A 26877-nucleotide genomic window follows, 5' to 3' on the forward strand; every position below is an offset into this window, starting at 1 on the left:
GTGCCCTGGATCAGGCGTCGGCTTCGTCCGGCAGCGGGACTTCCTTGCCGGCCGCAGCGGCGCGACGGGCGATGGGTTTCTCGGTGTGACGGTTGATCTGACGCTCCAGTTTTTGCCCCAGTTCGGTGATGGCGGCGTACAAGTCCTCATGTTCTGCCTGGGCAAACAGTTTGCCGTTGGGGATGCCAGCAGTGGCTTCAACGATAAACATCAGACGCTCTTTGGAGACAATCACATGGGGTGTGATAAGAGGCACCTGAAGACGTTCGAGCTTGTCAAAGCGGGATTCAATGCGCTCGCGGATAGCCGGGGTGATCTCGATGATTTTGCTGGTAATTTCGATTTTCATATTGGCCCCCTTCGGGTCGTATTGCTTGTGTCTTCACCTTCAGATTACTCATGGCTGAACATTAAAATGTGATCTGTGTCACTAAATGGTGCCTTGCTGCGAAGGGGAGGGGGAAATTGTGATCTTTTCCCGTTCTGCACCAAAAAGCACTTGAGCTCGACGAAACAGGCAGGCAGTATGGGGAAACTTGGATCGTTTCTGTCCCTTCGTGGCAGCGCCGCATGTCGACCTCATGTCCGGTTTTCACCGCTTAGTCTCGCATCTTTCGCACTTCCCCCCGCACCGCCCTTGCCGACGTGCGCGCTGAGAATGTGGGCGCTATCGAGTCGTCAGGGACTTGAACGTGGTTGTTGTGGTGTTGGAGTAGTACATGAAACAGCAAGCCACTCAGATGATGTGGTTTTATGATCGGCAACATGCCCAGTGGAGCCTGTCCGATCATGCCTCCTACCAGCTCTGGCAAGGGGAGGGGCCTCACCCCTGGTTCGGGCAACTGGCGGCGGATGACGAGGCCGGCTTTGCCGACTTTCTCGCCAGACTCTACCACTCCCAGCAACCGGCCCAGTTCATCGGCCACCTCGGCGACGAGAACGGCGAGGTGCGTCACGTGCTCTGGAGCGGCCAGTACGTACCGGCCCAGCAGATGTGCTGTGGCTGGATTGCGCCGCTCGACACCACCCGCAGCACCCAGCTGCCTGCCGATCTCTCCCAGCAACTGCCATTGCTGCAAGACCCCTTGCTGACCCAGCTGGCCCAGGCGCTCTCCGCCAGGACCGGGCTCGATTTCTTCAATACCCTGGTCAGCCAGCTTGCCCATATTCTGGTGGCGGATGCGGTCTGGCTGGCGGAGCGCACCGGCAGCGAGCGGCTCAAGGTGCTGGCCTGTCACGGCATCGACCTCAAGGAGTACGAGCTGGCTGGCATGCCGTGTCAGCAGGTCTACCAGCGCGGCGAGACCTGCATCCTGCCGCTCACCGCCGAGCATCTGCACTGCGCCGGCTTCAAGGCAGGGCAGGGCTACTACGGCCTGCCCCTGTGCGATCGCAACGGCCAGCTGCTGGGGCACTTGGCGCTGCTCTTCTCCGACCAGAGCGCGATCCCCAATCTGGGCTCGGTGCTGACCACCTTCTCCATGCGCATGGTGGCGGAGCTGGAGCGGCTGCAGAGCGACGCCCAGCTGCGCCTCTCGGCGGTGGCCTTCGAAACCCACGAAGGGATCATCATCACCGACCCCGACTTCAAGATCCTGCGGGTCAACCACGCCTTCAGCCAGATCACCGGCTTTGACAGCCAGCGAGTCATCGGCCTGCATCTGGGCAACGATCTCTGGTGCGGGCTGGGGGGGCTTGGCTATGAGCTCGGCAGTTTGAGCCGCTGGCAGGGGGAGACCCAGCGTCTGCACGCGGATGGCTATCCCTATCCGCAGTGGGAAATCGTCACCCCGGTGCAGGATGACAGGGGGGCGATCAGCCACTTCGTCATCTGCTTCGAGGATATCTCCGAGCGCAAGGAGGCGGAGCGCCGCATTCAGGATCTCGCCTACTACGACGAGCTGACCGGCCTGCCCAATCGCCGCCAGCTGCACGAGACCCTGGCCCACGCCTTTGGCGAGGCGAGCCGCGACTATCTGATCGGCGCCCTGCTGTTCATCGACCTCGACCACTTCAAGACCATCAACGACTCCCTCGGCCACGCCACCGGCGACTGGTTGCTCAAGGAGGTGGCCAGCCGGCTCAAGCGGCTGGTACGCCAGGGGGATTGTCTGGCGCGCCTTGGCGGCGACGAGTTCGTGCTGTTGCTGCCCTCGCTCTCGGCCAGTCCCCCCCAGGCGGAGATGCAGGCCGACCTCATCGCCGAGCGGCTCATCAGCGAGATTGCGGCACCCTACAACCACGCCGGTCAGGTACTGCACATCGGCGCCAGCGTCGGCATCACCCTCTTCCCCGGCCGGGAGCAGGGGGTGGACGATCTGCTCAAGCAGGCGGACACCGCCATGTATCAGGCCAAGTCGGCCGGTCGCAAGACCCGGCGTTTCTTCGACGCCTCCATGCAGTTGCAGGCGGATCGCCGGCTGCTTATCCACAACGAGCTGCGCAGCGCCCTCAACCAGCAGGAGCTGACCCTCTACTACCAGCCCCAGCACATGGTGGAGGGGGGCGACATCATCGGCGTCGAGGCGCTGATCCGCTGGCAGCCGCCAGGCCGGGCGCTGGTGTCCCCTGCCGAGTTCATCCCCATCGCCGAGGAGACGGACCTTATCGTCGACATCGGCAACTGGGTACTGTACGAGGCCTGCGCCCAGTACGTGCGCTGGGAGGAGAACGGCATTCACATCCCGCAGCTGTCGGTCAACGTCAGCGCCAAGCAGTTTCACGCCGCCGATTTTGTCGACCGGATCCACGACGTGCTGGCCTCCACCGGCATGGATCCCGCCAGCCTGAATCTGGAGATCACCGAATCCGTGGTGCTGGGGCATGCAGAAGACACCATCAGCAAGATGAGCGAGCTCAAGGCGCTCGGCATCAGCTTTGCCATCGACGACTTCGGCGCCGGTTACTCCTCCCTGAGCTACCTCAAGCGGCTGCCGGCGGACGAGCTCAAGATCGACCGCTCCTTCATCCAGGACATACCGCGCGATGGCGACAACATGGCCATCGTCGAGGCGGTGATCGCCATGGCGCGTCACATGGGGTTCAACGTGACGGCGGAGGGGGTGGAGTCGCGCCAGCAACTGGAGTTTCTGCAGGCCCAGGGCTGCCACTTCTACCAGGGCTACCTGGCCTCCAAGCCACTGCCGGTACCCTATCTGGAGCGCTACGTGCGGCGCCTTGCCCGCAGTGAGAGCCTCGCCAGCGGCGAGTAAAAATAGTCTCGCCGGCGAGCTGTAGCCCCCGGGGTTAACGGGTAGAATGAGGGAATATGACACCACCGCCAACAGGCGGTGGCATTGCCTCTCAATGGAGACGTCTCTCGTGAAAGCCGTGCAGGGAATCATTTTATCGGCGCTGTGCGTGCCGGGGCTGCTGACGCAGGTGGCGGCGCAGACCCTGGAACAATCTCTCTATCGCCAGGCTTATGACGCGGTGCGGGCCGACGATCAGGCCCGTTTTCAGCAAATTCGTGCCCGTTTGACCCATTATCCGCTGCTGCCCTATCTCGACTACTACCAGCTGGCCTTCCGGCCCGGGGCGGCGGACTATGACGACGTGACCCGCTTCATCCGCGAGCACGGCGACACCCCCCAATCCAACCGGCTGGAGCGCAGCTACCTCACTTATCTGGCCCAGAGCCAGCAGTGGTCCCAGTTCCTGCGCTTCTACCCGGCCAAGCCCAACTCCACCGATCTGCTCTGCATGCACTATCAGGCGCGCTACTACACAGGCCAGCAGAGCCAGGCGCTGCAGGAGGCGGGCAAGCTCTGGCTGAGCGGCCAGTCCCGTCCCGATGCCTGCGATCCCCTGTTCCAGCTCTGGCAGCAGGCCGGCTTGCGCACCCAGGAGAAGATCTGGACCCGCATGACCTTGGCCTTCGAGGCGGAGAACCCGAACCTCATCCGCCACCTCGGCGCCCAGCTCGGTAGCGGCATGAAGGCTTATGGGGATCAGATGATCACCCTGTTCGAGCAGCCCGCCAAGGCGATGAACACGACCTATTTCACTAACGCAGCCCCTTCCCGGAAGTTGCTGCTGCTGGGACTGGCCCGCTATGCCAACCAGCAGCCGGAGGCGGTGTTGGGGCAGCTCGGCTATCTGCGCTCGCGTTTTGCACTGAGCGCGGCCGAGCTCAAACCGGTGGAACGGGCGGTGGCCAGACGGCTGCTGCTGGATCGCTCCACCGCCCAGCGCAGCTGGCTGGATGCAACGGTAGTGCGCCAGGCCGACCCGGATCTGCTGGAGCTGCGGGCCCGGCTCGCCATCTGGGAGCAGGACTGGAAAGGGCTCTCCGGCTGGGTCAAGCGCATGCCCATGGGCCTGCAGAAGGAGGATCGCTGGCGCTACTGGCTGGCGCGCTCGCTGGAGGTGCAGGGCCAGCAGAAACCGGCGCGGGATCTCTATCTGGAGACCGCCAATCTGCGCGGTTTCTACGGCTTCATGGCGGCGCAGCGCACCGGCGTGCCCTATCGGATGAAGAACCAGAGCGTGGCGCACAAGGTGCCGGACTGGCGCACCGCCAGCCGCCGCTGGCCCTTCCTGCTGCGGGTGCGCGAGTTGCTCGACATGAACGAGATCACGGCGGCGCGGGCGGAGTGGATCCACAACATGGATCGCAACCCGGTGGCCCAGCGCCTCGAGTTTGGCCACATCGCCCTCAATCAGGGCTGGCACGAGCTGGCTATTCTGGCCAGCATCCGGGCCGAGGCCTGGGATGCGCTCGACTTGCGCTTCCCGCTGCCGCTCAAGCACACCTTCTCCCAGATGGCGCAGGAGCGGACCATGAACACCAGTCTGCTCTACGCCATCTCTCGCCAGGAGAGCGCCCTCTACCCGCTGGCGCAGTCGCCGGTGGGGGCGAGGGGACTGATGCAGCTGATGCCGACCACCGCCAAGGAGACGGCCAGCAAGCTGGGGGTGCCCTATCGCAACGAGCAGCAGCTGTTTGATCCCGCCATGAACATCCGCCTTGGCAGCGCCTATCTCAAGCGGTTGCTGGATGTGTATGACGGCAACCGGATCCTGGCGGCGGCGGCCTACAACGCCGGCCCCGGCCGGGTCAAACGCTGGCGCGATCAGAGTGCGGACAAGCCGATGGATGTCTGGGTCGAGAGCATTCCCTACAAGGAGACGCGCAACTATGTGCAGAACGTGCTGTCGTTCGACCTCATCTATCAGCACAAGCTGCAGCAGCCGCTGCGCTTCATGTCCGAGCGCGAGCTGAGTCACGCTTATTGAGATGGCTGCCGCCTGGGCGGCAGCCGGATTCCCATTCCTTCCCCAAAATGGTTATTATCCCATAAGGTTTTGTTACAAAAGGAAACCTGCCAGGTGATCGGGCGCCCTCTCTTGGTCTGGCAGGTTCGTTATAATCGCCCGTTCAACACAGACAGGCTTCCCCAACAAAGGAATTGATAGTGGCAACGATTAAAGACGTTTCCCGGTTGGCTAATGTGTCCATTTCAACTGTGTCGCGAGTCATCAACAACACGGCGCAGGTGGCACCAGAAAAGCGTGAGGCCGTATTGGCGGCCATGAAGGAACTGAATTTTCGTCCCAACAGTTTTGCCCAGGCGCTGGTCAGCAAGCGCTCCAACTGCATTGGTGTGCTGGTGGGGGATCTGTGTGGTGGCCCCTTCTTCGCCCAGATGATGCGCGGCATCGAGAGCGTGGTGGACAAGGCGGACAAGTTCACCATCGTCATGTCCGGCAATCACGACGAGGTGCGCGAGCGCCATGCCATCCAGGCGCTGCTGCAGCGCCAGTGCGATGCGCTGATCCTGCACAGCAAGGCGTTGCCCGACGAGGAGCTGAGCGAGCTGGTGGCGGGCAGCACCCCGGTGGTCTTCATCAACCGCCAGGTGCCGGGCGCCGAAGATCGCTGCGTCTGGCTGGACAACCAGGCCGGCATCACCACCGCCTGCCAGCACTTGCTGGATGCAGGTCATCGCAAGATTGCCTTCGTCACCTCGGACGATGAAGAGTTCGTCGATGGCCAGCAACGGATGGCCGGGTATCACCACGCCCTGCAGCGGGCCGGCATCGCTCTTGATCCTGCTCTCATCGGTCGCGCCTTTGCCGACGAGAACGGTGGCTACGTGGCGATGGGTGAGCTGCTGGATCGGGGCGTCGAGTTTACTGCCGTGCTCGGCTTCAACGACGCCATGGTGGCGGGGGCCATCTCCTGCTTGCTGGAGCGGGGATACAAGATCCCGCAGCAGATTTCGGTGGTGGGTTTTGATGACATTCCCTATGCCCGCTACATCTATCCCAAGCTCACCACGGTGCGCTACCCCATCGAGGAGATGGGCGGTCGGGCCGCCGAGCTGGCGCTGAGCCTGCTGGATCACAAGCCGGCCGAGGGGCTGGAGCTCAAGTTCGAGGCCGAGTTGGTGAGACGGGAATCCGTCGCCTGAGTGGTCGACATTGGCCCTGAACGGGCCAATGTCGCTCCCGAATTTTGCTGAAAAATTGAAAGCGTTTTCAGAAATCCTTTTCAACTGTGATCCGCTTCAAAGCTTTTTGGACTGCCTGCCACTAGCATAGGCCCCACGAATTAGGAGCCTGCGCTCCCGATTTTCCCGCTGTGGGAGGTAACTGGTTAATCCAGCTATTTCCTTCGTTACTTTCGACGGTCATCATGGATGGCCGTTTTTTTTTTGCCAGGATTTTGTCATGACAACAGAGCGTGAATACCAGACCGGGATCGTGGGGGCAGGCTGGCTGGGACTGCCGCTGGCCCGGGCGCTGCAGGCCGAGGGCCGCCAGGTGGCGGTGACGGTCAGCTCGGCCGAAAAAGCCGCGCAGCTGACAGCAGAGGGGGTGAAGGCCTGGCCGTTGCAACTGGGCACCGGGCTGGCGGCCCTGCCGTTTCGCTGCCGCGAGCTGGTGATCTGCGTGCCGCCGAGCAAGGTCGAGGATTACCCGGCCGCCACCGCTCGGGTGGCTGAATTGGCTAAGGGTGCCGGCGTGCAGCGGTTGCTGTTCGTGAGCGCTACCTCGGTCTGGGGGCCGGGGCAGGGGGAGGATGAACACCCCATGCCTGCCCACGAGCGCGGAATACGGATGCTGGCCGCCGAGCAGGCGACGATGGGGGCCGGCATTGCATGCTCCATGGTGCTGCGCCCGGCCGGGCTCTATGGGCCAGAGCGCCATCCCGGCCGTTTCCTGGCGGGCAAGACCCTGGAGGGGGGCGGCCAGGCGGTGAACCTGGTGCATCTGGATGATGTGGTGGCCGCCTGCCTGCTGCTGCTGAAACAGGGCAAGGATGGGGATGCCTACAACCTGAGTGCGCCAGTGCACCCGCGCCGGGAGCAGTTCTATCCCTTTGCCGCGCGCCAGCTTGGCCTGCCGGCCCCGATATTCATCGAACCGGCCGGCCGGTTTGCCCCCGTCGAGGGGCAGCGCATCTGCGAGCAGCACGGGTTTGTCTATCGCTGGCCCGATCCGGCGCACTGGTTTGCCGAGCTGGCAGCCCAGGGTCACTAAGCATACTGCCCGGTGCTATGCGTGGGTATAGCGGTGGGGCACAGGCGGCTCCGCTCCTTGGCCGGGCCTGCCGTTTGACGGGCAATTGAGGTTTGCCAAGGGGGAGCTCGCCCCCTATCATGCCGCCATCCATATAGAGAGAGCGGTAATGATGGTAGATACAAGACGTCACCCCGATGGGGAACTGTTGCTGAGAACCCTGGCAATGCCAGCCGATACCAACCCCAATGGCGATATCTTCGGGGGCTGGATCATGTCCCAGATGGATATAGGTGGGGGCATCATGGCCAAGGAGCTGGCAAAAGGACGTATTTGTACTGTATCCGTCGAGGGCATGACCTTTCACAGCCCGGTCAAGGTGGGCGACGTGGTGTGCTGCTACGGGCGCTGTCTGAAGATTGGCCGCAGTTCCATGCGACTGAAGCTGGAGGTGTGGGTCAAGCCGGTGCTGCGTGAAAACGAAGCCCAGCGCTACTGCGTCACCGAGGGGATCTTCACCTATGTTGCCATCGACGAACAGGGAAAATCCCGTCCGATACCGGTCTGATCCGGGTCAGATAAGCCGGGCATTGATGATGGATATTTCCTGCTCAAACCCGGTTTTTTGCCGTATCATGCGTTCCAGCATCTCTTCCGAGCCGACGCACTGCTGGGTGTCGAACAGGCAGAGATCGCACTGGGGATCCCGTCTGATCTGATAGACGGTGGAAAGCTCCACTTGATGACAATTTCCTTGTTGATCATAAAACGTCACGCGGTACTGGTGCTGTCTCGCCATCGTTGAATTCCTTCTGGATGAGCCGGGCCGGACACGAATTATGAGCCTAGTCGGTAGCGATGACGTTTGGGATGGTCATGACACAATGCAGAGGCAGGTGGTTGTTAGCCAATGAAAAATAGTTATCGCATTCTGGGTACGTCGCTGCTGACGTTGGGACTGGTCGGCTGTTTCGAGGTGCCGGATCAGGATCACCTGGTCACGGCGCAGGGCATCATCCCCGGCGCCAGCTGCCAGAAGCCGCCGCTGGTGGCGCTGGCCTCCACCGCCTTGCCCCGCGAGTTTGGCATTACCGTCTGGAATCTCTACAAGGGTCAGCGCAAAAACTGGCGCGAGGGACTGGACGAGTATGCCAAGGCCCAGGATCTGGTGCTGTTGCAGGAGTCGGCAACCCGCCCCGAGATGCTGGCGTGGCTCAAGGCCGGTGATTTCCAGTGGCAGCAATTGCAAGCCTTTACCCAGGGCGGCGTCTCCTTCGGCGTGATGACGGTGGCCAAGACGCCGCAGGCGTTCGTGTGCGGCGTGCGCTCCCCCGAGCCGCTGCTGCGCATCCCCAAATCCGGTCTGGTCAGCCTCTACCCGTTGCAGGGGGATCCTGACGGTGTGTTGGTGGTCAACCTGCATGCGGTCAACTTCGAGCTGGGGATGGCGACCTTTCGCGAGCAGATCAACGATCTGACAGCCCTCATCCATCGTCACCAGGGGCCCGTCATTCTGGCCGGGGATTTCAATACCTGGAGCGACAAGCGGGAGTTCTGGCTGAAGCGGCTGGTAAGCGATCTGGGGCTGCAGGAGGCGATCCCGATGCCGGATCTGCGCCGGACCGCCTTCGGCCGGCCGCTCGATCACCTCTACTACCGCAATCTGGATCTGGTGGAAGTGAGCAGCCCGGCGACCGATGCCTCGGATCACAATCCCATCGTGGCCCGTTTCGCGGCCCAGGCCATCACCCCCTAAGCCCTGCTCCAGATAAAAAAATACCCCGCATCAGGCGGGGTATTTTTTTATGAAGTGATGAACGATCAGCTGTTGTTCTTCACGAACAGGGTCAGCTCCTGACCCGGTTTGAGGTAATCGCTCTTGCCCAGCTGATTCCAGCGCATCACATCCATCACGGCGACCTGAAAGCGGGCTGCGATGGAGGAGAGGGAATCGCCGCGGCGCACCTGATAGACCATGGACTTGTTGCCACCCTTGCCCTGCTTGGGCCAGACCACCAGCTTCATGCCCGGTTTCAGGGCCGATTTGGCGTTGAGACCGTTCCACTTGGCCAGCTCGTCATGGGTCACCCCGTGTGCCTGGCTGATGCTCCACAGATTGTCGCCGGCCCGTACCTTGTACTGGATCTTGCCGCTGCCACGGCTGGCGAGCTGCTGTGGCTTGCTCTGGACGCTCTGGCTGACCACCGGTTTGCTGCCGCTGGTCGGGATCATCAGGGTCTGACCACGGCGCAGGTTGTTGCTGCGCAGGTTGTTGGCCAGCTTGATCTGCTGCACGCTCACCCCGTGATTCTGGGCGATACGGGAGAGGGTGTCGCCACTGGTAACCTGATAGGAGCGGGTGCGGATGCGCTCGCTCTGCGGCAGGTCGGCCAAGGCCAGCTCCAGGGTATCGGCATATTCAACCGGTACCAGCAGGCGATAGGGGCCCTTGGGCGAGGTCGACCAGCGGGTCAGCGCCGGATTGACCTCTTTCAGCTGGGCCGGGCGCAGGCCCGCCAGCTGGGCTGCCACGTTCAGGTCGATCTGACCCCCCGTGTTGACCACCCGCAGTTGTGGTTTGTTGGCCAGCACCGGCAGGGTGATATTGTACTTGTCCGCATTGCGGATCATGTCAGCCATAGCCAGGATCTTGGGCACGTACATCCGGGTCTCGCGAGGCAGATCGAGCGACCAGTAGTCGGTCGGCCGGCCAGCCTTCTGATTGCGGATGATGGCGTTGCGCACCCGCCCTTCACCGGCATTGTAGGCGGCCAGCGTCTGCAGCCAGTCGCCGTCGAAGAAACGGTTCAGGTACTCCAGATAATCCAGCGCGGCATTGGTGGAGGCCAGTACATCGCGGCGGCCGTCGTACCAGTTGTCGTGGCGCAGGCCGAAGTTCTTGCCGGTCGCAGGAACGAACTGCCACAGACCCACCGCATTGCTGCGGGAACGGGCGTGGGGATCGAACATGCTCTCGATCATGGGAACGGTAATAAGCTCCATTGGCAGCTCACGCCGTTCGATTTCCTCTACCATCAGATACAGGTAGGGCTCAGCCCGGCTGGCAATGGTCGCCAGATGCTTATCATTGCGCAACAACCAATCACGCTGCTGGCGGACACGGTCGTTCTCCTGCGGATCAAACTGCATATCATCGCTGATACGCACCCACAGGTTATCGGTGTCATCCAGTTCGTCGATCTGTTCGTCACCGAACAGGAAGCGCGCAGAATGTTTTTTATACGCTTTTTTGTTGACTTGGGGGGACTTGATCGGCTCGATTGCCGTTAGCGCCCGGTCATCCTGATGGCTCAGGTTTTGGCAGCCGCTGAGAAACAGCGCCGCCAATAAGGCCGTTCGTACCTTCATCTCGCTCAGGTCATCTTTGGGAAAAACAGCTCGCATCATAAGGGGCAATGGCCCCCTGATCAAGGTTTGTTCAAAAAACATCCTTCCATTGGCGCAGGATCGTGAAGGTATCTACCGGATTTTCCACGCATTTCAGAGCGTGTTTCTCAGCAGAAAATTTCACGGAATCCAGTTCGCAACGCAGAAAAACATTGAAGCGCTTCTCATCCCCCAGCCGTGAGGGGAGACTCGGCAGGCCCTGCTGGCGCAGCTTGCTGATCAGCCCGATCTGTTGCTGGATCGCCTGGTTGTCGGGCTCGACAGCGTGGGCGAAGCGCAGGTTGGAGAGGGTGTACTCGTGGGCACAATAAATGAGGGTGTCATCAGGCAGGGCGGCGAGGCGCTGCAACGATCCGAACATCTGGGTCGGGGTCCCTTCGAACAGGCGGCCGCAGCCGGCACTGAAGAGGGTGTCGCCACAAAACAGCATGCCGTGACCGTGGTAGGCAATGTGGCCGTGGGTATGACCGGGCACGTGGATCACCTCGAGGCTCAGGCCGTGCCAGTTGATCTGATCCCCGTCATCGAGCCACTGGCCGTGGTGCGCCGGCATGGGGTCAAGCTTGGGGCCATAGAGGCGGGCATGGGGAAAATGTTCCAGCAACTCACCCACGCCGCCCACATGGTCGTGATGGTGGTGGGTGAGCAGGATGGCATCCAGTTGCAGCTCCAGCACGGCCAGCCGTTCCAGCACGGGAGCAGCCTCGCCCGGATCGACGACCAGGCAGTGATTTTCGTGTCGGATCAACCAGATGTAGTTGTCGTTAAAGGCTGGAACTGTGATCACTGGATACATGAGTCTGCTTCTCTTTATGGAGGGTATCTTATATAACTGGATGGCGTTCGAACCCCAAGTTGAGCCCTATTATGCAGGTGGCACGTACCGAACAACAAATCGAGATCCCGACCAGCTGGTCGGCACTGCCCATGGGGGACTGGGTAGCGGCCGAGATCCAGGAGCGACTCGACAGCTGGTGCCCGCATCTGTTTGGTTATCATCTGCTGAAGGTCGGCGCGCTGAGCGCCGAGCTCTCCTGCGGTTGCTCCTCCATTCGCCACCAGATAGGGGTCGCCCCTGGCGGTCGCCTGCTGGATCTCAAGGGGGATCCGCTGGCCCTGCCGGTACGCACCGGCAGCGTGGATGCCTGCCTGCTGGCCCACTGTCTCGATTTTTCACCCGACCCGCACCAGGTGCTGCGGGAGGCGGAGCGGGTACTGACCGACGATGGCTGGCTTATTGTCAGCGGCTACAATCCGCTCAGTCTGGTCGGCATCGGGCACTGCCTGCCTTTCCTGCGTCAACATCTGCCCTGGTCCGCCCGCATGTTCACCCCGGCACGGGTCACCGACTGGTTGCAGCTGCTTGGCTGCGAGGTGATGTTTGACGAGCGCTTCGGCTATTCGTTCATGGGCAGGCAGAGCCGGATCGGCTGGTGGCGGGAGAGTGTGGGGCGGGATTACTGTCGGCCGTTTGCGTCTGTCTACGTGATAGCGGCGCGCAAACGGCGCTTCCCCCTGACACCGGTGCGCCGTCGCTGGCGTCTGCCGGGCTCCATCGCGACGCCGGGGATGGCGCGCCAGGGCGGCTAGTCGTCAACCGCCGATCAGGCTCATGTGCCAGAGGGGAAGGAGGTCAGGGTTGATAGCCGGTATCTTCGGCCAGCTGTTTGCCGCTGGCGGCCTCGCGGGCCAGCTCATCGCAGCGCTCGTTCTCCGGGTGTCCGGAGTGCCCCTTGACCCAGAGCCACTCGATCTGGTGGCGACTGACTTCCGCATCCAGCGCTTTCCAGAGATCGACGTTCTTGACCGGTTGACGGTTGGCGGTCATCCATCCCTTCTTCTTCCAGCCGATGATCCACTGGGTGATCCCCTGGCGCACATACTGGCTGTCGGTGGTGAGGCGTACCTGGCAGGGCACGTTCAGGGTGCGCAGCCCCATGATGGCGGCCATCAGCTCCATCCGGTTATTGGTGGTGAGGCGAAAGCCGGCGGCGATCTCCTTGCGATGCTTGCCATAGACCATGACGGCACCATAACCACCCGGGCCCGGGTTGCCGAGGCAGGAACCATCCGTATACAAATCAATCTGTTTTAACATGAGGCTTGGGGTAAACTAGCGGGTAAAGCCGAAGTTTGACATAGATTGGATCATGAGCACACCCCAACTGAATCGCCAGATCATTCTGGATACTGAAACCACTGGTATGAACACGGCCGGTGGCCCCGTCTATCTGGGACACCGGATCATCGAGATCGGCTGTGTGGAGGTGATCAACCGCAAGCTGACCGGGAACCACTTCCACGTCTACATCAAGCCGGACCGGCTGGTGGACCCGGAAGCCATCCAGGTGCACGGCATCACCGACGAGTTTTTGCGTGACAAGCCGTCGTTCAGCCAGATTGCCGACGAGTTCATCGAGTTTATCCGCGGTGCCGAGCTGATTGCCCACAACGCGCCGTTTGACGTGAGCTTCATGGACTATGAGTTCAGCAAGCTCGGCCTCAACTTCAAGACCGCCGACATCTGCGGCATCACGGATACCTTGGCGATGGCGCGGGACCTGTTCCCGGGCAAGCGCAACAACCTGGACGTGCTGTGCGATCGCTACGGTATCGACAACTCGCACCGTACCTTGCACGGGGCCTTGCTCGATGCGGAGATCCTGGCAGACGTCTACCTGTTGATGACGGGTGGCCAGACCAAACTGAACCTGGCCACCGAGAGCAACGAGAATGAAAGCAACCAGGACACCAGTATCCGGCGGCTGGAGAGCAACCGTCCGCCGCTCAAGGTGATCCGGGCCAGTGCCGAGGTTGAGGCGGTACACGAGGCGCGGCTGGATCTGGTGCAGAAGAAGGGAGGAGCCTGCCTGTGGCGGCAATGAGCAAGCTATGGGGCGGCCTGCTGCTGCTGGCCTCGCTGACGGCTGGGGCCAACGAGGTATTTGCCCCCTCCGACATCCCCCTGCTCGATAATCGCTTTCGCATCGATTACGGGGTGAAGGAGATCACCTTCATCGTGACGCGCAAGCCGGGCACTCCGTCGGTGATCCTGGTGCGACCCGATGGCAGCAAGCTCTATGTGAGCAAGGTGACGCCGCCCGACGTGGGCTGGCTGGCGCTCAAGGATCAGGATCTCATCACCATCCGCAATCCCATGCCGGGCCCCTGGCAGGCCATTGGCGAGGTGGACCCCGACAACCGGGTGCGTCTGCTGTCGAACATCAAGCTGGAAACCGATCTGTTGCCGACCCAGCTTTATCAGGGGGAGAAGGTCAAGCTCAAATCCTGGCTGCTGATCGACGACGCGCCGCCCAAGGATGGCTACTACCTGTCCGATCTCGGCATGACGGTGCGACTGCAGCGTTTCAATGACGCCAAGCCGGAAGGGGAGCCTGTGGTCGATGAGGTGCTCGGCCACTATCGTGACGATGGCAAGGGGCTCGACGAGGTGCCAGGCGACGGCATCATGACCGCCGAGGCGGTGCTGGATGTGCCTGCCGGAAAATACCGGGCCATGTACAGCACAGGCAATCAGGTCTTCTCCCGTGCCCGCTATCAGGATGTGCTGATCTATCCGCTACCTGTCAGTTACTCCCTGGCGCCTCCCTCCCAGGAGTTCGGGGCCAAGCTCTCCTTCCTGATCGACGTGGATGAACTGGATCCCGCTTCCGTGGTGATCCAGGGCAAGGCGACCAGCACGGTCGGGACCAGCATGCCGTTCAATGCGGTGGCCACCGAACCCAAGGTGGAGGTGGATCTCTCCACCATCAAGGAAGTCGGCCAATATGAGGTGACGGCCACCCTGTTTGGCACGACCCGCTTGGGCCGCGAAATTCAGGTGAGCCTGCCGGTCAAATCCTTCAATATCTTCCCGGTGCTGGCAACGCCCCCATCGGCCGCCTCTGCCGCGTCAGAAGCCTCGGCGGCAATTCCGAGCCAGGTCAAGTTCGAGGAAAAGGAGAGCGGCGGCTGGCTGGTCTGGCTGCTAGGGGGCGCTGGCATATTATTGCTGCTTCTGCTCGGCGGCGTGGGCTTCATCGTGCTGCAAAAGCGGCGGGCGCTGAAAAAAGCCATGGCATCGCAAAAAGCCGAGAGCGAGAGCGCCGCCAAGCCGGAGGCCAAGCTGGATCTCAATCTGCCCGAACAGTAGGCGTGCAAGCAGCAAAAAGCCGCCTGTCAGGGCGGCTTTTTCTATATGGGCAGATTATTGGGGTGGTTGAACAACCCATCCAGCTCAATGTTCCCCTACGTATATATCCTTGTGCTGTTCGCGGATCTCGAGGAATTTATCGAGGTTGGCCAGCATCAGCTCCACCAGCTGGGGGTCGAAGTGCTGGCCTTTCTCCTCCTGGATCAGCGCCAGAACCTTGTCCAGCGGCCAGGCCTTCTTGTAGCAGCGATCCGAGCCGAGTGCATCGAACACGTCAGCCAGCGCCACCACCCGCCCTTCCAGCGGAATGGCATCGCCCTTGAGGCCACGGGGATAACCGCTGCCGTTCCACTTTTCGTGGTGGTTGCCGGCGATGGTGGCACCAATCTGGAACAGCGCCAGATCGCTGCCGGAGAGCATGTCCTGCCCCAGCTGGGCGTGGGTCTTCATGATCTCCCACTCCTCCGGGGTCAACTTGCCCGGTTTGTGCAGGATGGCATCCGGAATGCCCACCTTGCCGATGTCGTGCAGCGGAGAGGCGCGCTTGATGAGCTCGCTCTGTTCCTCACTCATGCCCAGCAACTGGCAGAACAACTCTGTGTAGAGGGCGACCCGCTTGACGTGCAGGCCGGACTCCTTGGAGCGGGTTTCCACCAGCTCGCCGATGCGGTAGATGATCTCGCGCTGGTTGTCGGCGATGACCTCATTGAGCCGGATGTTCTCCAGCGCCACTATGATGTTTTCGGTGAACAGGCTGAGCAGGCCCGTATCCATCTGGCTGAGCTGGCGAGTGGTCTCGATGTGAAACAGCAGATGATGGCGTGGATTCTGGCAGTAGAGCACCATCTGGTTGCCGTCATAGACGTTGGCGCGATTGTTCATGGCCTGACGCAGGATGACGGGAGCATCGGCCAGACGCAGCGACGGATGGCCCGGCAGCAGAGGTTCCAGGATCTGATCCCGTACCTCGTAGGCATACTGCTTCACATCATAGATATGTGAATCTTCCAGATTGAGCAGGGCACTGAGCTGCTCCTGGGCCCCTTCGACAAACTGCCGCAGTGCCCGCTTCTCGAAGATCCCCTTGGAGGCCTCAATGACCTTCTCCAGCCCCTGGCGGTTGCTCTCGAGAGTGCGGATGTCGCGATAGGAGCGCAGGCTGGCTCGCAGCAGGGTGCGCAGCTTCTGGGAAGTGAGCTCGGTCTTGTCTTTGTAGTCGTTGATGTCGTAGTTGCTGACCACGTCATCTTCCGGGGCCTGGCCCGGCTGACCGGTACGCAGCACGATGCGCACCATCTTGTTTTGCAGATCCTCGCGCACGAATTTGACCACATCGAGACCGGCGTGATCGACCTCCATGACCACGTCCAGCAGCAACAAGGCCACGTCCGGGGTCTTGGCGAGCAGCTCCTTGGCCTGAGCGGCTGAATAAGCATGCAAAAATTCAATGGGTCTATTATCGAATTCAAACTTGCTCAGGGTGATCTTGGTGATGCGATGCACTTCGGGCTCATCGTCCACAATCATCACCTTCCATCCAGCCTGCTGGTCGTCGAGAAGGGGCAGATCGTCATCGTCAATAATCAGGATTTGGTCATCCATCATGCAATCCTGTTTGGGATCCTGTGCTTACATTAACTGCTTCACTAAGGATAGGAAACTTATTGGGAAATAAAATTTGATCTGTGAAATCTCTTTGTCGTCATCCTGATCCTGCCCCATAAAAAACGCCTCCACTTGGGAGGCGTTTGACTATCTATCAGGCGTTCAGGCGGCTCTGTGATAGGCCGATGGCTCGAACAGGGCCTTGTTGGCGACCAGCTCGATGGGATCAAAATCATCGACGTTGATGGTGCGCAGACGGCTCTCTTCGGCGCGGCGCAACAGGTCCGCTTCGATCTGGTTGAGCACCCCGAGCGTCAGGCCCGCTTCTGCTACCTTGTCCAGTTGCATAAACGGACGCTTGATGCCGTCAGCCTTGCATACTTTCTCAAACAGCGGCTCGGCAGAGAGCACGTCGTCCAGAGCCTGCTCCAGCAGACCGAAGGGGTTGCCCTCTTCGCGGGTGAGATACTGCCCGTGGGCCAGTCGACTGCGGGTGTCGCTCGGGGTTTGCAGCAGGCGGGCCACCTGGTTGTCCAGCTTGTCGCTCGGACGTTTAAGGTCGCGCCCCAGTGGCAGCACGATGACGCGCAGGGCCAACCCGATCCAGCGGTTCGGGAAGTTGCGCAGCAGCTCGTCGATCGCCTCCTGTGCCTTGAACAGGGCATCTTGCAGCGCCCAGTGCAGCAGCGGTAGATCGGCGTGCTGACGACCCTCGTCCTGATAGCGCTTGAGGGCGCTGGAGGCCAGATAGAGCTGACTCAGCACGTCGCCAAGGCGGGCGGAGACCCGCTCCTTGCGTTTGAGCTCGCCGCCCAGAGTGCCCATCGCCATGTCTGACAAGAACGCCAGGTTGGCGGAGAGGCGGGAGAGCTGCTGGTAGTAGCCCTTGGTCTGATCCTTGAACGGCGCGGCGGCGAAGCGGGCACCGGTCAGACCCAGCCAGAAGCTGCGCACCAGGTTGCTGATGGCAAAGCCGACGTGGCTGAACACCGCCTTGTCGAAGTCCTTGAGGGCCTGCTCCTGATCCGGGTGGCTGGCCGCCAGCATTTCGGGCAGCACGTAGGGGTGGCAGCGGATGGCGCCCTGACCGTAGATGATCATGCTGCGGGTCAGGATATTGGCCCCTTCCACCGTGACGGCGATGGGCGCGCCCTGATAGCCACGGGCCAGGTAGTTGTTGGGCCCCATGCAGATGGCCTTGCCGCCGTGGATGTCCATGGCATCGATGATGCACTTCTGGGCACGATCGGTGAGGTGGTACTTGACGATGGCGGAGATGACCGAGGGTTTCTCGCCCAAATCGATACCGGTCACGGTCAGTTTGGCGGCGGCGCCCATGATGTAGGCGTTGCCGCCGATGCGGGCCAGCGGCTCTTCAATGCCTTCCATCTTGCCGATGGGCAGCTTGAACTGACGGCGGATGCGGCTGTAGGCGCCGCTCGCCAGGGCCAGCATCTTGACGCCGCCTGTGCTGTTGGAGGGCAGGGTAATGCCGCGTCCGACCGACAGGCATTCGACCAGCATGCGCCAGCCCTGACCGGCCATGGCCGGGCCGCCGATGATGAAATCGAGCGGGACGAACACGTCCTTGCCGCGGGTCGGGCCGTTCTGGAACGGTACGTTGAGCGGGAAGTGGCGACGGCCGATCTCGACACCCTTGATGTGGGTCGGAATGAGGGCGCAGGTGATGCCGAGCTCTTCCTCGTCACCCAGCAGGTGCTCGGGGTCACGCAACTTGAAGGCGAGGCCCAGTACGGTGGCGATGGGGGCAAGCGTGATGTAGCGCTTGTTCCAGGTCAGGCGCATGCCGAGTACTTCTTTTCCTTCCCACTCGCCCTTGCAGACGATACCGAAGTCGGGGATGGAGCCTGCGTCAGAGCCCGCTTCCGGGCTGGTGAGGGCGAAGCAGGGGATCTCCTTGCCGACCGCCAGACGTGGCAGGTAGTAATCCTTCTGCTCATCGGTGCCATAGTGTTGCAGCAGCTCGCCCGGGCCCAGCGAGTTGGGCACGCCGACGGTGGAAGCGAGCACGGCGCTGGCGCCGCACAGCTTTTGCAGCACGCAGGACTGGGCGTAGGCGGAGAACTCCAGGCCACCGTATTTCTTCTTGATGATCATGGCGAAGAACTTGTTGTCCTTCAGGTATTGCCACACCTCGGGGGAGAGGTCGGCCCGCTCGTGGGTCACCTCCCAGTCGTTGACCATGCGGCACACCTCTTCCACCGGGCCGTCCAGGAAGGCCTGCTCTTCGGCAGAGAGGGTGCTGACCGGGATGGCGTGCAGCTTTTTCCAGTCCGGGTTGCCGGCAAACAGGTCGGCTTCCCACCAGGTAGTGCCCGCCTCAATGGCCTCTTTCTCGGTGCGGGACATCTCCGGCATGATGGACTTGTAGAGTTTGAACAGCGGCTTGGTCAGTTGATTGCGACGAAAATCCACCAGATTGAGGGGAATGGCGATCACCGCAAACAGCACCCAGACCAGCAGGGGAACGTGGCCATAGAGGGTGCCGGCAATCAGGGCTGCCGCCGTGGCAAGCGTGGAGGTGAACAGAGACGCCCGGCGATAAGCCATGGCGCCGATCACCAGGATCACTCCGAGCAGAGTGAGGGTCGTCGTCATTTTTCGCTCCTTGCATGAGTTGCCGAAATTGGGTGAACTGGGGGTTAACTGATCCAGAGGTCTGACCTGTTGGATATGGCCTCTGTTGTAATTCATACGCACAAACTTATCAAGCTGTTTACAAGCTTGTTACCTTGGCTCTGTGATCGGCATAACGTAGTGCCGGCGCCATCTTGACGGGCGGGGGGCGACTCCGGGATTGGCTTGTGCGACAATGGCGCCGCCCATATTTTGGAAGAGACATCATGTACCAAGAACTGATCCGCAATGAATTGACCGAAGCTGCCGGCGTGCTCCAGGCGTTCCTGGCAGATGAGCAAAATCTGAAGAACATCGAGGCGGCCGCCAAGCTGCTCGCTGACTCCTTCAAGCAGGAAGGCAAGGTACTCTCCTGTGGCAACGGTGGCTCCCACTGTGACGCCATGCATTTTGCCGAAGAGCTGACTGGCCGTTATCGCGAGAACCGTCCCGGCTATGCCGGCATCGCCATCTCCGATCCCAGCCACCTCTCCTGCGTTTCCAACGACTTTGGCTACGACTACGTCTTCTCTCGCTATGTGGAAGCGGTCGGCCGTCGTGGCGACGTGCTGCTCGGCATCTCCACCAGCGGCAACTCCGGCAATATCCTGAAGGCCATCGAGGCGGCGCGTGCCAAGGGCATGAAGGTGATCGCGCTGACCGGCAAGGATGGCGGCAAGATGGCCGGTCTGGCCGATGTGGAGATCCGGGTGCCGCACTTCGGCTATGCCGACCGCATTCAGGAAGTGCACATCAAGGTGATCCACATCCTGATCCAGCTGGTCGAAAAAGAGATGGCCAAGTAAGGATGTGATCCCGCGCCGGAACCGCTGAATCCTGCGGGTTTATGTTCCGGCCGGCGTGATCCGGTGCAAGAGGTCGGTCGGCAAGGCTCTGCATTCCCTGCCGGGCGACCCCTTGAACGAGCAACGATCAAGTAAGCAAGGAGCCCGCAGCCTATGTGCGAACTGCTCGGCATGAGTGCCAATGTGCCGACCGATATCTGCTTCAGCTTCACCGGCCTGATGCTGCGCGGCGGCAAGACGGGACCTCACAAGGATGGCTGGGGCATTACCTTCTATGAAGGGAAGGGCTTTCGAACCTTCAAGGATCCCGAACCCAGTGCCCAGTCCCCCATCGCCAGGCTGGTGCAGGCGCTGCCCATCAAGAGCCGCGCAGTGGTCAGCCATATCCGCCAGGCCAACCGTGGCTGTGTGTCGCTGGAAAATACCCACCCCTTTACCCGCGAACTGTGGGGCCGTTACTGGACCTTTGCCCACAACGGTCAGTTGACCGGCTACAAGAAGCTGGCCACCGGGCGACACAGGCCGGTGGGGGATACCGATAGCGAGCACGCTTTCTGCTGGTTGCTCGAGCGGCTGGAGCAGAAATACCCCAGGCGCCCTGCCAATTTCCCCGCCATGTTCCGCTATCTGGCGACCCTGTGCGACGAGCTGCGCAGCCTCGGGGTATTCAACATGCTGCTGTCGGATGGGGAGTTCGTGATGACCTATTGCAGCAACAACCTCTACTGGTTGACCCGGCGAGCTCCATTCGGGGAGGCACGTCTGCTGGATGAGGATGTCGCCATCGATTTTCAGAGCGAGACGACCCCGAACGATGTGGTGACCCTGATTGCCACGCGGCCGCTGACCGGCAATGAAGACTGGGTCAGGATGGCGCCTGGCGAGTTCAACCTGTTTCGGCTGGGTGAGCGGGTGTCTGCCGATCAGAAGTGATAACACCCTGATCTCAATGTAAAAAAATACCAGGGTAGAATCCTACCCTGGTTCTTCGCAGCAGCCATACAGGCAAAAGGGATGAGAGAGGTGTTGCTGAGTCGCATCATTCTCACGGCTGTCATTGTTATTTAATTGTTAATTTATTGACAGCCATTATGTTGCAATCCGGCCATCTATTGTCTGGTTAGGCGAGCTCGATCACGTTTTTCATCCTATGCCCCGTGCGGGTCTAATTGTTGGCAGGGAAGCAGACGTGACGGTACCATGCCGGGCATCTATAGTATGGTCTGTTTGAATACCACGGGAGGATGATGAAATGGAGTGGCTGGATCAGAAGGTATTGCGACAATTGGCGGAAGATATCGGCCAGGAGATGATGCCGGTGGTGATCTCGGTGTTTATCGAGGAGGTGGGTGAGCAGCTTACCCAGCTGCGTCCGCTCTATGAGCGGCAGGACTGGACGGCCCTGGCCCGGCTTGCCCACAGCATGAAGTCTTCTTGCGGCAGTTACGGTGCTCAAGTCAGCTATCAGCAGGTGATGGCGCTGGAGCTCGCCTGCAAGCAAGCGGATGGGGCCGAGGTCGCCCGTCTGCTCAACGAGCTGGAACAGTCCCTGCCTCAGGTGCTCTCCCACCTTGCCAACTACCATTGAGCCCGGGCAGTCGGCGCATGGGCGCCGGACTTGCCGGACTCCACCTGCCCGCTAGCGTTGATTGACCAGTTGCTGGATCACCCTGTCCAGGGCCAGTTTCAGTTTCAGGCGATCATGGCGATGGGGCAGCGCGGCTTCACCCAGATCGGCCTGGATCAACCTGCCAGCCAGTTCAGGTTGGTACTCTCCTGCAGGAGCCAGGATGGCATCGAGCCGTCCCGTACCGACCCGTGATTCCAGCCAGCGCCACTGATCGAGCAGGCTGAGCTGGCCAGCCGGGCCATTCTCCGCCACCAGATTGCAGATGAACACCAGCATGGCGTTGCTCTCGTTGATGGCCTGCGCCACTTCCGCCAGCAGCAGCGGGGGCATGATGGAGGTGAGAAAACTGCCGGGCCCCAGAATGATCATGTCGGCCTGCTCCAGCGCCTGTACCGCCTCGCGGGTGGCCGGAACCTCGGGGCTCAGGCTGAGTGAGAGCGGCGGGGTATCGAGCTGATCGATGGAGACTTCCCCCAGGATCTGGTTGCCACAGACGGTGTGGGCACACAGGTCGGTGGGAAATTCAGACATGGGTAACAATTGTGACTCTATTTTCAGCATGTCGCTGATGAGCTTGATAGCATCAAGAGGGCGCACGCAGAGGTTGTCGAGTGCCAGCAGCATCAGGTTGCCGAGGTTGTGGCCGGCCAGTTCACCACGACCGGCGAAGCGATACTCGAACAGCAGGCTGCCGATGCTGGGATCGGTGACTAGTTGATTCAAACAGTTGCGCAGATCACCCCAGGCGATACACTCCTGGCTCTTGCGCAATCGTCCGGTGGAGCCGCCATCATCCGTGGTGGTGACGATGCCGGTCAGGCGCGATCCCAGGAACGAGAGGGACGAGAGAACGCGGCCCATGCCATGGCCGCCACCGATGGCGACAACCCGGTCAAAATCATTGATGTTCTTCTGCCACATGCGGCTGTCCTGTGGTTGGTCTCGATTGAGAGCATTCTAGTCGATGAAACGGGATAATTGTTTGATTAAGGTATGATTTTTGCTTACCCCCAGCATCATGCACAACTAGGAGATGGTGTTGAACTTTCTGACGGCTCACTCTCTTGAAGAGACCTCCCTGCTGGCTGCCCGACAGATCAGTGAGCGGCTGCTCGCTCAATCACCCGATTCCCCTTCGCTGTTGTTGGTCTATTTTACTCAGGCTCATGATGCCGAGGAACTGCGTCATCACTTCAAACAGCAGTTCCCGTCGTCCCGGCTGATCGGTTGCAGCTCCTGCGGCGGGGTCATGACCCAGACCGGCCACCATGCCCGCCAGGGGCGGGGGGTGGCGGTTGCGGCCATCTACGATGACAAGGGCGCCTACGGTGTGGCGGGTCAGGCGGGGGCTGCCGTCGATGTGCGCCAGTTGCTGCGCAGCGCCATTGCTGACGGGGGTCGCCCCGGCGAGTTGCCGCAACTCATCTTGTTGCATGCAAGCCCGGGCCAGGAGGAGGCGATGCTGGAGAGCATCGAAGCCGAACTGGGCACAACGGTGCCGGTGGTCGGCGGCTCCGCCGCCGACAACAGCGTGAGCGGGGAGTGGCAGTTGTGCTGGGACGAGGGCAGTACTCGCGAGGGGGTGGTGCTGGCGGTGCTCTATCCCGATTGCCAGCTGGCGTTCCAGTTCCACTCCGGCTATGTCCCCACCGAACAGCGCGGCATCATCACGGCGTTGGCAGGACGTGAGATCCTCACCATCGATGATGAACCGGCCGCCACCGTCTATGCCCGCTGGACTGGACGCACGACGCCCTGGCCTGTGGGGCCCATCCTGCGAGAAACCACCTTGTCTCCGCTGGCCAGGCAGGTTGGCACCCTGGATGACATGCCCTATTACAAGCTCTCCCACCCCGAAGCCGTGACAGAAGGTGGCGGATTGCGCCTCTTTACCGATACTCAGGTCGGGGAGCGGTTGCTGCTGATGTACAGCAGCCAGGAGGGCCTGTTGCAACGCTGTCTGAATGCGACCCGCATCGAGCCAGAGTACGGCATGGCCACCGAGATGCAGCCGTTTGGTGCCCTCGTGATCTTTTGTGCTGGTTGCCGCTTGGCTCTTGGTGATAGCTTATGCCAATTTGTCGATCAATTTCATACCCGGCTGGGGGACATCCCCTTCATCACCCCGTTCACCTTCGGTGAGCAGGGACGTCTGCCACACGGTGAGCTGGCACACGGCAACCTGATGATATCGAGCGTGATCTTTCTCGACAGCTGACACTGCGCTGGAAACAAGATGATTGGTAATACGGAACTGGAAGCCCTTGGCGACAAGCTGCAGACCACCCTGGTGGAGCTGGTGCGCTGTCGGGAGCGCGAGGCCAAATACCGGCAGGAGTCGCAAACCCTGCTGTGCGGGGTAGCCACCCTGGCCGATGCCCAGACGCTGGAGCAGGTGCTGGACAGCCTCATCCAGGTGCTGAAACCCTTCATCGGCTTCGAACACGCGGATGTGGTGGCCTGGGAGGGCGAGGGGGGGCTGACCCACCTCAGCACCCAGGAGGGGGAGGTGGGCCGCCCCTGGCTGCTGACACCTATCTTCTCCCGGGCCATCGAGGGGGAGACTCTGGTCATCTATGACCCGACCCAGTTGCCCGAGCTGGCGCCGCTGGCCGATGTGACGGGCTGGGCCAGCGTCATGATGACGGGGCTGCGGGCCCCCGGTTTCTCCGGCGTGCTCATCTGCCGCCACTCCCTGATGGGCACCTTCGATCTCAAGAGCAAGGCAGCCATGCAGCGCTGCCGGCCGCTCATCTCCCAGGCACTGGTCAACATCGCTTATCGGGCCCGCTTGCAGGAGCAGGTTGAGCTCAAGACCCTGGCGTTGCAGGCGGGTGAGCAGCGTTTTCGCAGCTTTGCCGGCATGGCTTCCGACTGGTTCTGGGAGACGGATACCGAGCACAGGCTGAGCTACGTCTCGGCCCCTGGCCAGCAGGAAGAGATGCTGGTGCATCAGACAGGCCAGAGTCTCTACGACTACGCCTATGACAGGCGGGATCCCGAATGGGGCAAGTACCGCCGGCTCATCGGCCTGCACCTGCCGGTACGGGCGGTGCGGGTGCAGGTCAGCCTGGCGCGGGGGCCGCGCTGGATGGAGATCAACGCCGAACCCTGTTTCGACGGGGCCGGTGTTTTCATCGGCTATCGGGGCACGGCGCGGGATGTGGGCAACCAGATCCGCCGTGAGCAGGAGCTGGCCAGGGCGCGGGACGAAGCGGAGGCGGCCAACCGCGCCAAGTCGCAGTTTCTGGCCATGATGACCCATGAGATCCGCTCCCCCATGAACGCTGTGCTGGGCATGCTTGATCTGCTGCAACACGCCCAGCTCGAACCCCAGCAGCAGACGCTGCTTGGCCATGCTACCCATGCGGCGCGCCTGCTGCAGACCATCATCGACGACGTACTCGATTTTTCGAAGATTGAGTCTCACACCCTGGAGTTTCACTGCGAGACGCTGCAGCCGGCCCAGCTCTGCCAGTCCCTCATCGAGCCACTGCTGGCGCGGGCTGTCGCCAAGGGCATCGATCTGCGCTGGCAGGTCGATGAGGCCGTGCCGGCCCAGTTGCAAGGGGATCCGGTGCGCCTCTCCCAGGTGATCAGCAACCTGCTTGGCAACGCGGTGAAATTCACCAGCACGGGTCGGGTGTTGTTGCAGCTGGAGTGGCATGATCAGCAGTTGCGGGTGACGGTGACCGACACCGGGATCGGCATCTCGGCCGAGGATCAGGCGCTGCTGTTTGAGCCCTTCTCCCAGGTGGACAGCTCGGCCACCCGCCGCTTCTCCGGTACCGGACTGGGGTTGGCCATCAGCAAGCGACTGGTGGAATTGATGGGGGGCAGCATCCATCTGCGCAGTGCCCCCGGCGAGGGCAGCTGTTTCTGGTTCGATTTGCCGGGCATGGCGCTGCCATGCGAGTGCAGCAGCCGACCCGAGCCGGATCAGCAGCCCATTCAGGCTCTGGATGTGCTGGTGGTGGAGGACAGCCCGGTCAATCAGCTGGTGGTCTCGCTCATGCTGCAGAAGCTGGTGAGCCGTGTCAGGGTGGCCGCCAACGGACTGGAGGCGCTGGCGCAGGTCGCGCAGCAACAGCCTGATCTCATTCTGATGGACATGCGAATGCCGCAGATGGATGGACTGGAGGCGACCCGCCGCTTGCGGGAGCTGGGTTACCGCATGCCCATAGTGGCGTTGACGGCCAACGCCATGGCGGAAGACAGGGCCCGTTGCCTGGCGCAGGGCATGGATGATTTTCTGGCCAAGCCCATCAGTCTGATGCGGCTGCGAGAGTGCCTGCAACGCCATTTTCATCCCGCATCAGCGAATCGCAGCTAAAAAAAATGGTCAACCTGGGTGGTTGACCAATTCTTCAGCAAATACTGAAGAGAGCACGGGATAAATCGGGTTGTACGATTCTATATGAAAAAGTCGTGCCAACTTTTCAGAACCGGTTTTACAGGGCTTGCAGCGCGATTATCGGTTTTTATTGCGTCCTACAATTTGCAAAATGCGAAATTGACATTTTCATTATCGGAATATTTGCATTTTGCAAAGCCCGAATTGACTCACTGTGCGATCAGTCGGCGCAAGAATTGACGAGCCGCTTCGCTATTTTGTTTGGCAATCAACATCTGCTTCTCATAGATCGGCATCGGCAGGATCTCGAGCCAGCGTTGGCAGAGCCAGGCTGCATCGTCAAACCGCTTGTCCGGATAGAGCTCGTCGAGCTCCGGATATTGTTCGAAGACTTCCTGCAACCGGGTGACCAGCGGCTTGTCGCTGAAATTGGAGTGGGTGCTCGGCCAGTTGGGCAGGGCCTCGACCTTTGCCCGGCGCAGACCCAGCTCGTCAGTCTCCATCTCGTGGATGCAGAACCGTTCCATGCCGAGCACGGTGACACCGAGCAGGCCGTCATTCAGGGTGTAAAAGTCGGTGACTTTGACCCGGGTGCCGACCGGCAGGATCCGACCCGACTTGCCCGAGGTGGTTGCCTCTTCCATCACGATGCCAAACCCCTGGTCATTGATGAATGACTCTTTGAGCATCTGCAGGTGGCGCGGCTCAAACAAACGCAGAGGAAGCTTGCCACCAGGCAGGATGTGGGAAGGCAAGGGGAACAGTGCCAAAGGTTGAAGTTTCATGTTCCATCCTCCATTCAGTTGTTACTGAACAG

The 26877-nt window shown here is 61.1% G+C and carries 23 protein-coding genes; 14 read left to right on the forward strand and 9 right to left on the reverse strand.

From position 1 onward, the window contains the following. Positions 1–10: 10 nt before the first annotated feature. Positions 11–349 (reverse strand): ribosome hibernation-promoting factor, HPF/YfiA family, encoded by a 339-nt coding sequence (gene hpf / locus ACB033_RS03230; protein ID WP_010634460.1) that lies wholly within the window; start codon positions 347–349, stop codon positions 11–13. A 370-nt stretch (positions 350–719) separates the two neighbouring features. Here hpf and ACB033_RS03235 point away from each other — a divergent pair, with 370 nt between their 5' ends. The 5 genes from ACB033_RS03235 (at position 720) to yciA (ending at position 8035) form a co-directional block, all read left to right on the forward strand. Continuing rightward, on the forward strand, positions 720–3212 hold the full coding sequence (locus ACB033_RS03235) for a bifunctional diguanylate cyclase/phosphodiesterase (RefSeq protein WP_026139253.1): 2493 nt from the start codon (positions 720–722) through the stop codon (positions 3210–3212). Positions 3213–3321: 109 nt separating this feature from the next. Continuing rightward, positions 3322–5238 (forward strand): transglycosylase SLT domain-containing protein, encoded by a 1917-nt coding sequence (locus tag ACB033_RS03240; RefSeq protein WP_065018696.1) that lies wholly within the window; start codon positions 3322–3324, stop codon positions 5236–5238. A gap of 179 nt (positions 5239–5417) precedes the next feature. Continuing rightward, positions 5418–6416 (forward strand): LacI family DNA-binding transcriptional regulator, encoded by a 999-nt coding sequence (locus tag ACB033_RS03245; RefSeq protein ID WP_005299251.1) that lies wholly within the window; start codon positions 5418–5420, stop codon positions 6414–6416. 259 nt (positions 6417–6675) lie between these two features. Beyond that, positions 6676–7488 (forward strand): NAD-dependent epimerase/dehydratase family protein, encoded by an 813-nt coding sequence (locus ACB033_RS03250; protein ID WP_139725986.1) that lies wholly within the window; start codon positions 6676–6678, stop codon positions 7486–7488. 148 nt (positions 7489–7636) lie between these two features. Then, the gene (yciA, locus tag ACB033_RS03255; RefSeq protein ID WP_162519932.1) at positions 7637–8035 is read left to right on the forward strand and encodes an acyl-CoA thioester hydrolase YciA; all 399 of its coding nucleotides are present in this window, start codon (positions 7637–7639) and stop codon (positions 8033–8035) included. A gap of 6 nt (positions 8036–8041) precedes the next feature. On the opposite strand, the gene ACB033_RS03260 is transcribed toward yciA, so the two are convergent. Then, positions 8042–8266: a hypothetical protein gene (locus ACB033_RS03260; RefSeq protein ID WP_005299261.1), complete on the reverse strand. Its 225-nt coding sequence runs from the start codon at positions 8264–8266 to the stop codon at positions 8042–8044. Between the two features lie 111 nt (positions 8267–8377). On the opposite strand from ACB033_RS03260, the gene ACB033_RS03265 reads away from it, so the two are divergent. After that, positions 8378–9223 (forward strand): endonuclease/exonuclease/phosphatase family protein, encoded by an 846-nt coding sequence (locus ACB033_RS03265; RefSeq protein WP_010634455.1) that lies wholly within the window; start codon positions 8378–8380, stop codon positions 9221–9223. A 65-nt stretch (positions 9224–9288) separates the two neighbouring features. Here ACB033_RS03265 and ACB033_RS03270 read toward each other — a convergent pair whose 3' ends face one another. Both ACB033_RS03270 and gloB read right to left on the reverse strand, forming a co-directional pair. Further along, a complete protein-coding gene (locus ACB033_RS03270) occupies positions 9289–10836 on the reverse strand; it encodes a LysM peptidoglycan-binding domain-containing protein (RefSeq protein ID WP_371140329.1) in 1548 nt (515 codons plus the stop codon). Positions 10837–10906: 70 nt separating this feature from the next. Then, positions 10907–11671: a hydroxyacylglutathione hydrolase gene (gene gloB / locus ACB033_RS03275; RefSeq protein ID WP_139725982.1), complete on the reverse strand. Its 765-nt coding sequence runs from the start codon at positions 11669–11671 to the stop codon at positions 10907–10909. Positions 11672–11742: 71 nt separating this feature from the next. On the opposite strand from gloB, the gene ACB033_RS03280 reads away from it, so the two are divergent. Then, complete coding sequence (locus tag ACB033_RS03280; RefSeq protein WP_010634452.1) at positions 11743–12465, forward strand: methyltransferase domain-containing protein; 723 nt, start codon at positions 11743–11745, stop codon at positions 12463–12465. A gap of 43 nt (positions 12466–12508) precedes the next feature. Here the strand turns inward: ACB033_RS03280 and rnhA are convergent, their stop codons facing one another. Next, positions 12509–12973 (reverse strand): ribonuclease HI, encoded by a 465-nt coding sequence (gene rnhA / locus ACB033_RS03285; RefSeq protein ID WP_124250269.1) that lies wholly within the window; start codon positions 12971–12973, stop codon positions 12509–12511. Between the two features lie 52 nt (positions 12974–13025). Here rnhA and dnaQ point away from each other — a divergent pair, with 52 nt between their 5' ends. After that, entirely contained in the window at positions 13026–13760 is a 735-nt protein-coding gene (dnaQ, locus tag ACB033_RS03290) for a DNA polymerase III subunit epsilon (protein WP_005299278.1), read from the forward strand. After that, positions 13757–15028, forward strand: coding sequence for a TIGR03503 family protein (locus ACB033_RS03295; protein ID WP_043169966.1), 1272 nt, complete (start codon positions 13757–13759; stop codon positions 15026–15028). The genes dnaQ and ACB033_RS03295 overlap by 4 nt, the downstream gene beginning before the upstream one ends. 84 nt (positions 15029–15112) lie before the next feature. Here ACB033_RS03295 and ACB033_RS03300 read toward each other — a convergent pair whose 3' ends face one another. Together ACB033_RS03300 and fadE are read right to left on the reverse strand one after the other, a co-directional pair. Next, a complete protein-coding gene (locus tag ACB033_RS03300) occupies positions 15113–16630 on the reverse strand; it encodes an HD domain-containing phosphohydrolase (protein WP_005299285.1) in 1518 nt (505 codons plus the stop codon). A gap of 165 nt (positions 16631–16795) precedes the next feature. Continuing rightward, positions 16796–19252, reverse strand: coding sequence for an acyl-CoA dehydrogenase FadE (gene fadE / locus ACB033_RS03305; protein ID WP_139725981.1), 2457 nt, complete (start codon positions 19250–19252; stop codon positions 16796–16798). Between the two features lie 245 nt (positions 19253–19497). Here fadE and lpcA point away from each other — a divergent pair, with 245 nt between their 5' ends. From lpcA to ACB033_RS03320, 3 genes are all read left to right on the forward strand, one after another. Then, positions 19498–20076, forward strand: a complete 579-nt coding sequence (gene lpcA / locus ACB033_RS03310) for a D-sedoheptulose 7-phosphate isomerase (protein WP_005299294.1) — start codon at positions 19498–19500, stop codon at positions 20074–20076. Positions 20077–20229: 153 nt separating this feature from the next. Further along, a complete protein-coding gene (locus ACB033_RS03315; RefSeq protein ID WP_005299296.1) occupies positions 20230–21009 on the forward strand; it encodes a class II glutamine amidotransferase in 780 nt (259 codons plus the stop codon). Positions 21010–21328: 319 nt separating this feature from the next. Further along, positions 21329–21664, forward strand: coding sequence for an Hpt domain-containing protein (locus ACB033_RS03320; protein WP_005299299.1), 336 nt, complete (start codon positions 21329–21331; stop codon positions 21662–21664). Between the two features lie 51 nt (positions 21665–21715). Here the strand turns inward: ACB033_RS03320 and yvcK are convergent, their stop codons facing one another. Next, positions 21716–22627: a uridine diphosphate-N-acetylglucosamine-binding protein YvcK gene (gene yvcK / locus ACB033_RS03325; RefSeq protein WP_005299302.1), complete on the reverse strand. Its 912-nt coding sequence runs from the start codon at positions 22625–22627 to the stop codon at positions 21716–21718. Positions 22628–22739: 112 nt separating this feature from the next. Here yvcK and ACB033_RS03330 point away from each other — a divergent pair, with 112 nt between their 5' ends. After that, the gene (locus tag ACB033_RS03330) at positions 22740–23924 is read left to right on the forward strand and encodes an FIST signal transduction protein (RefSeq protein WP_017786584.1); all 1185 of its coding nucleotides are present in this window, start codon (positions 22740–22742) and stop codon (positions 23922–23924) included. An 18-nt stretch (positions 23925–23942) separates the two neighbouring features. After that, positions 23943–26039, forward strand: coding sequence for an ATP-binding protein (locus ACB033_RS03335; RefSeq protein WP_017779252.1), 2097 nt, complete (start codon positions 23943–23945; stop codon positions 26037–26039). A gap of 230 nt (positions 26040–26269) precedes the next feature. Here the strand turns inward: ACB033_RS03335 and ACB033_RS03340 are convergent, their stop codons facing one another. Then, a complete protein-coding gene (locus tag ACB033_RS03340; protein WP_005299312.1) occupies positions 26270–26845 on the reverse strand; it encodes an LON peptidase substrate-binding domain-containing protein in 576 nt (191 codons plus the stop codon). Between the last annotated feature and the right edge of the window lie 32 nt (positions 26846–26877).

Origin of the sequence: Aeromonas sp. S15(2024), from assembly GCF_041402265.1 — a bacterium.
GTDB classification, from domain to species: Bacteria; Pseudomonadota; Gammaproteobacteria; order Enterobacterales; family Aeromonadaceae; genus Aeromonas; species Aeromonas dhakensis.

Bases quoted from the DNA above. Each gene is read 5' to 3' on its own strand.
- hpf (WP_010634460.1), bottom strand. From the start codon at position 349: ATGAAAATCGAAATTACCAGCAAAATCATCGAGATCACCCCGGCTATC.
- ACB033_RS03235 (WP_026139253.1), top strand. From the start codon at position 720: ATGAAACAGCAAGCCACTCAGATGATGTGGTTTTATGATCGGCAACAT.
- ACB033_RS03250 (WP_139725986.1), top strand. From the start codon at position 6,676: ATGACAACAGAGCGTGAATACCAGACCGGGATCGTGGGGGCAGGCTGG.
- yciA (WP_162519932.1), top strand. From the start codon at position 7,637: ATGATGGTAGATACAAGACGTCACCCCGATGGGGAACTGTTGCTGAGA.
- ACB033_RS03260 (WP_005299261.1), bottom strand. From the start codon at position 8,266: ATGGCGAGACAGCACCAGTACCGCGTGACGTTTTATGATCAACAAGGA.
- ACB033_RS03265 (WP_010634455.1), top strand. From the start codon at position 8,378: ATGAAAAATAGTTATCGCATTCTGGGTACGTCGCTGCTGACGTTGGGA.
- ACB033_RS03270 (WP_371140329.1), bottom strand. From the start codon at position 10,836: ATGAAGGTACGAACGGCCTTATTGGCGGCGCTGTTTCTCAGCGGCTGC.
- gloB (WP_139725982.1), bottom strand. From the start codon at position 11,671: ATGTATCCAGTGATCACAGTTCCAGCCTTTAACGACAACTACATCTGG.
- ACB033_RS03280 (WP_010634452.1), top strand. From the start codon at position 11,743: ATGCAGGTGGCACGTACCGAACAACAAATCGAGATCCCGACCAGCTGG.
- rnhA (WP_124250269.1), bottom strand. From the start codon at position 12,973: ATGTTAAAACAGATTGATTTGTATACGGATGGTTCCTGCCTCGGCAAC.
- dnaQ (WP_005299278.1), top strand. From the start codon at position 13,026: ATGAGCACACCCCAACTGAATCGCCAGATCATTCTGGATACTGAAACC.
- ACB033_RS03295 (WP_043169966.1), top strand. From the start codon at position 13,757: ATGAGCAAGCTATGGGGCGGCCTGCTGCTGCTGGCCTCGCTGACGGCT.
- ACB033_RS03300 (WP_005299285.1), bottom strand. From the start codon at position 16,630: ATGGATGACCAAATCCTGATTATTGACGATGACGATCTGCCCCTTCTC.
- fadE (WP_139725981.1), bottom strand. From the start codon at position 19,252: ATGACGACGACCCTCACTCTGCTCGGAGTGATCCTGGTGATCGGCGCC.
- lpcA (WP_005299294.1), top strand. From the start codon at position 19,498: ATGTACCAAGAACTGATCCGCAATGAATTGACCGAAGCTGCCGGCGTG.
- ACB033_RS03315 (WP_005299296.1), top strand. From the start codon at position 20,230: ATGTGCGAACTGCTCGGCATGAGTGCCAATGTGCCGACCGATATCTGC.
- ACB033_RS03320 (WP_005299299.1), top strand. From the start codon at position 21,329: ATGGAGTGGCTGGATCAGAAGGTATTGCGACAATTGGCGGAAGATATC.
- yvcK (WP_005299302.1), bottom strand. From the start codon at position 22,627: ATGTGGCAGAAGAACATCAATGATTTTGACCGGGTTGTCGCCATCGGT.
- ACB033_RS03330 (WP_017786584.1), top strand. From the start codon at position 22,740: ATGGTGTTGAACTTTCTGACGGCTCACTCTCTTGAAGAGACCTCCCTG.
- ACB033_RS03335 (WP_017779252.1), top strand. From the start codon at position 23,943: ATGATTGGTAATACGGAACTGGAAGCCCTTGGCGACAAGCTGCAGACC.
- ACB033_RS03340 (WP_005299312.1), bottom strand. From the start codon at position 26,845: ATGAAACTTCAACCTTTGGCACTGTTCCCCTTGCCTTCCCACATCCTG.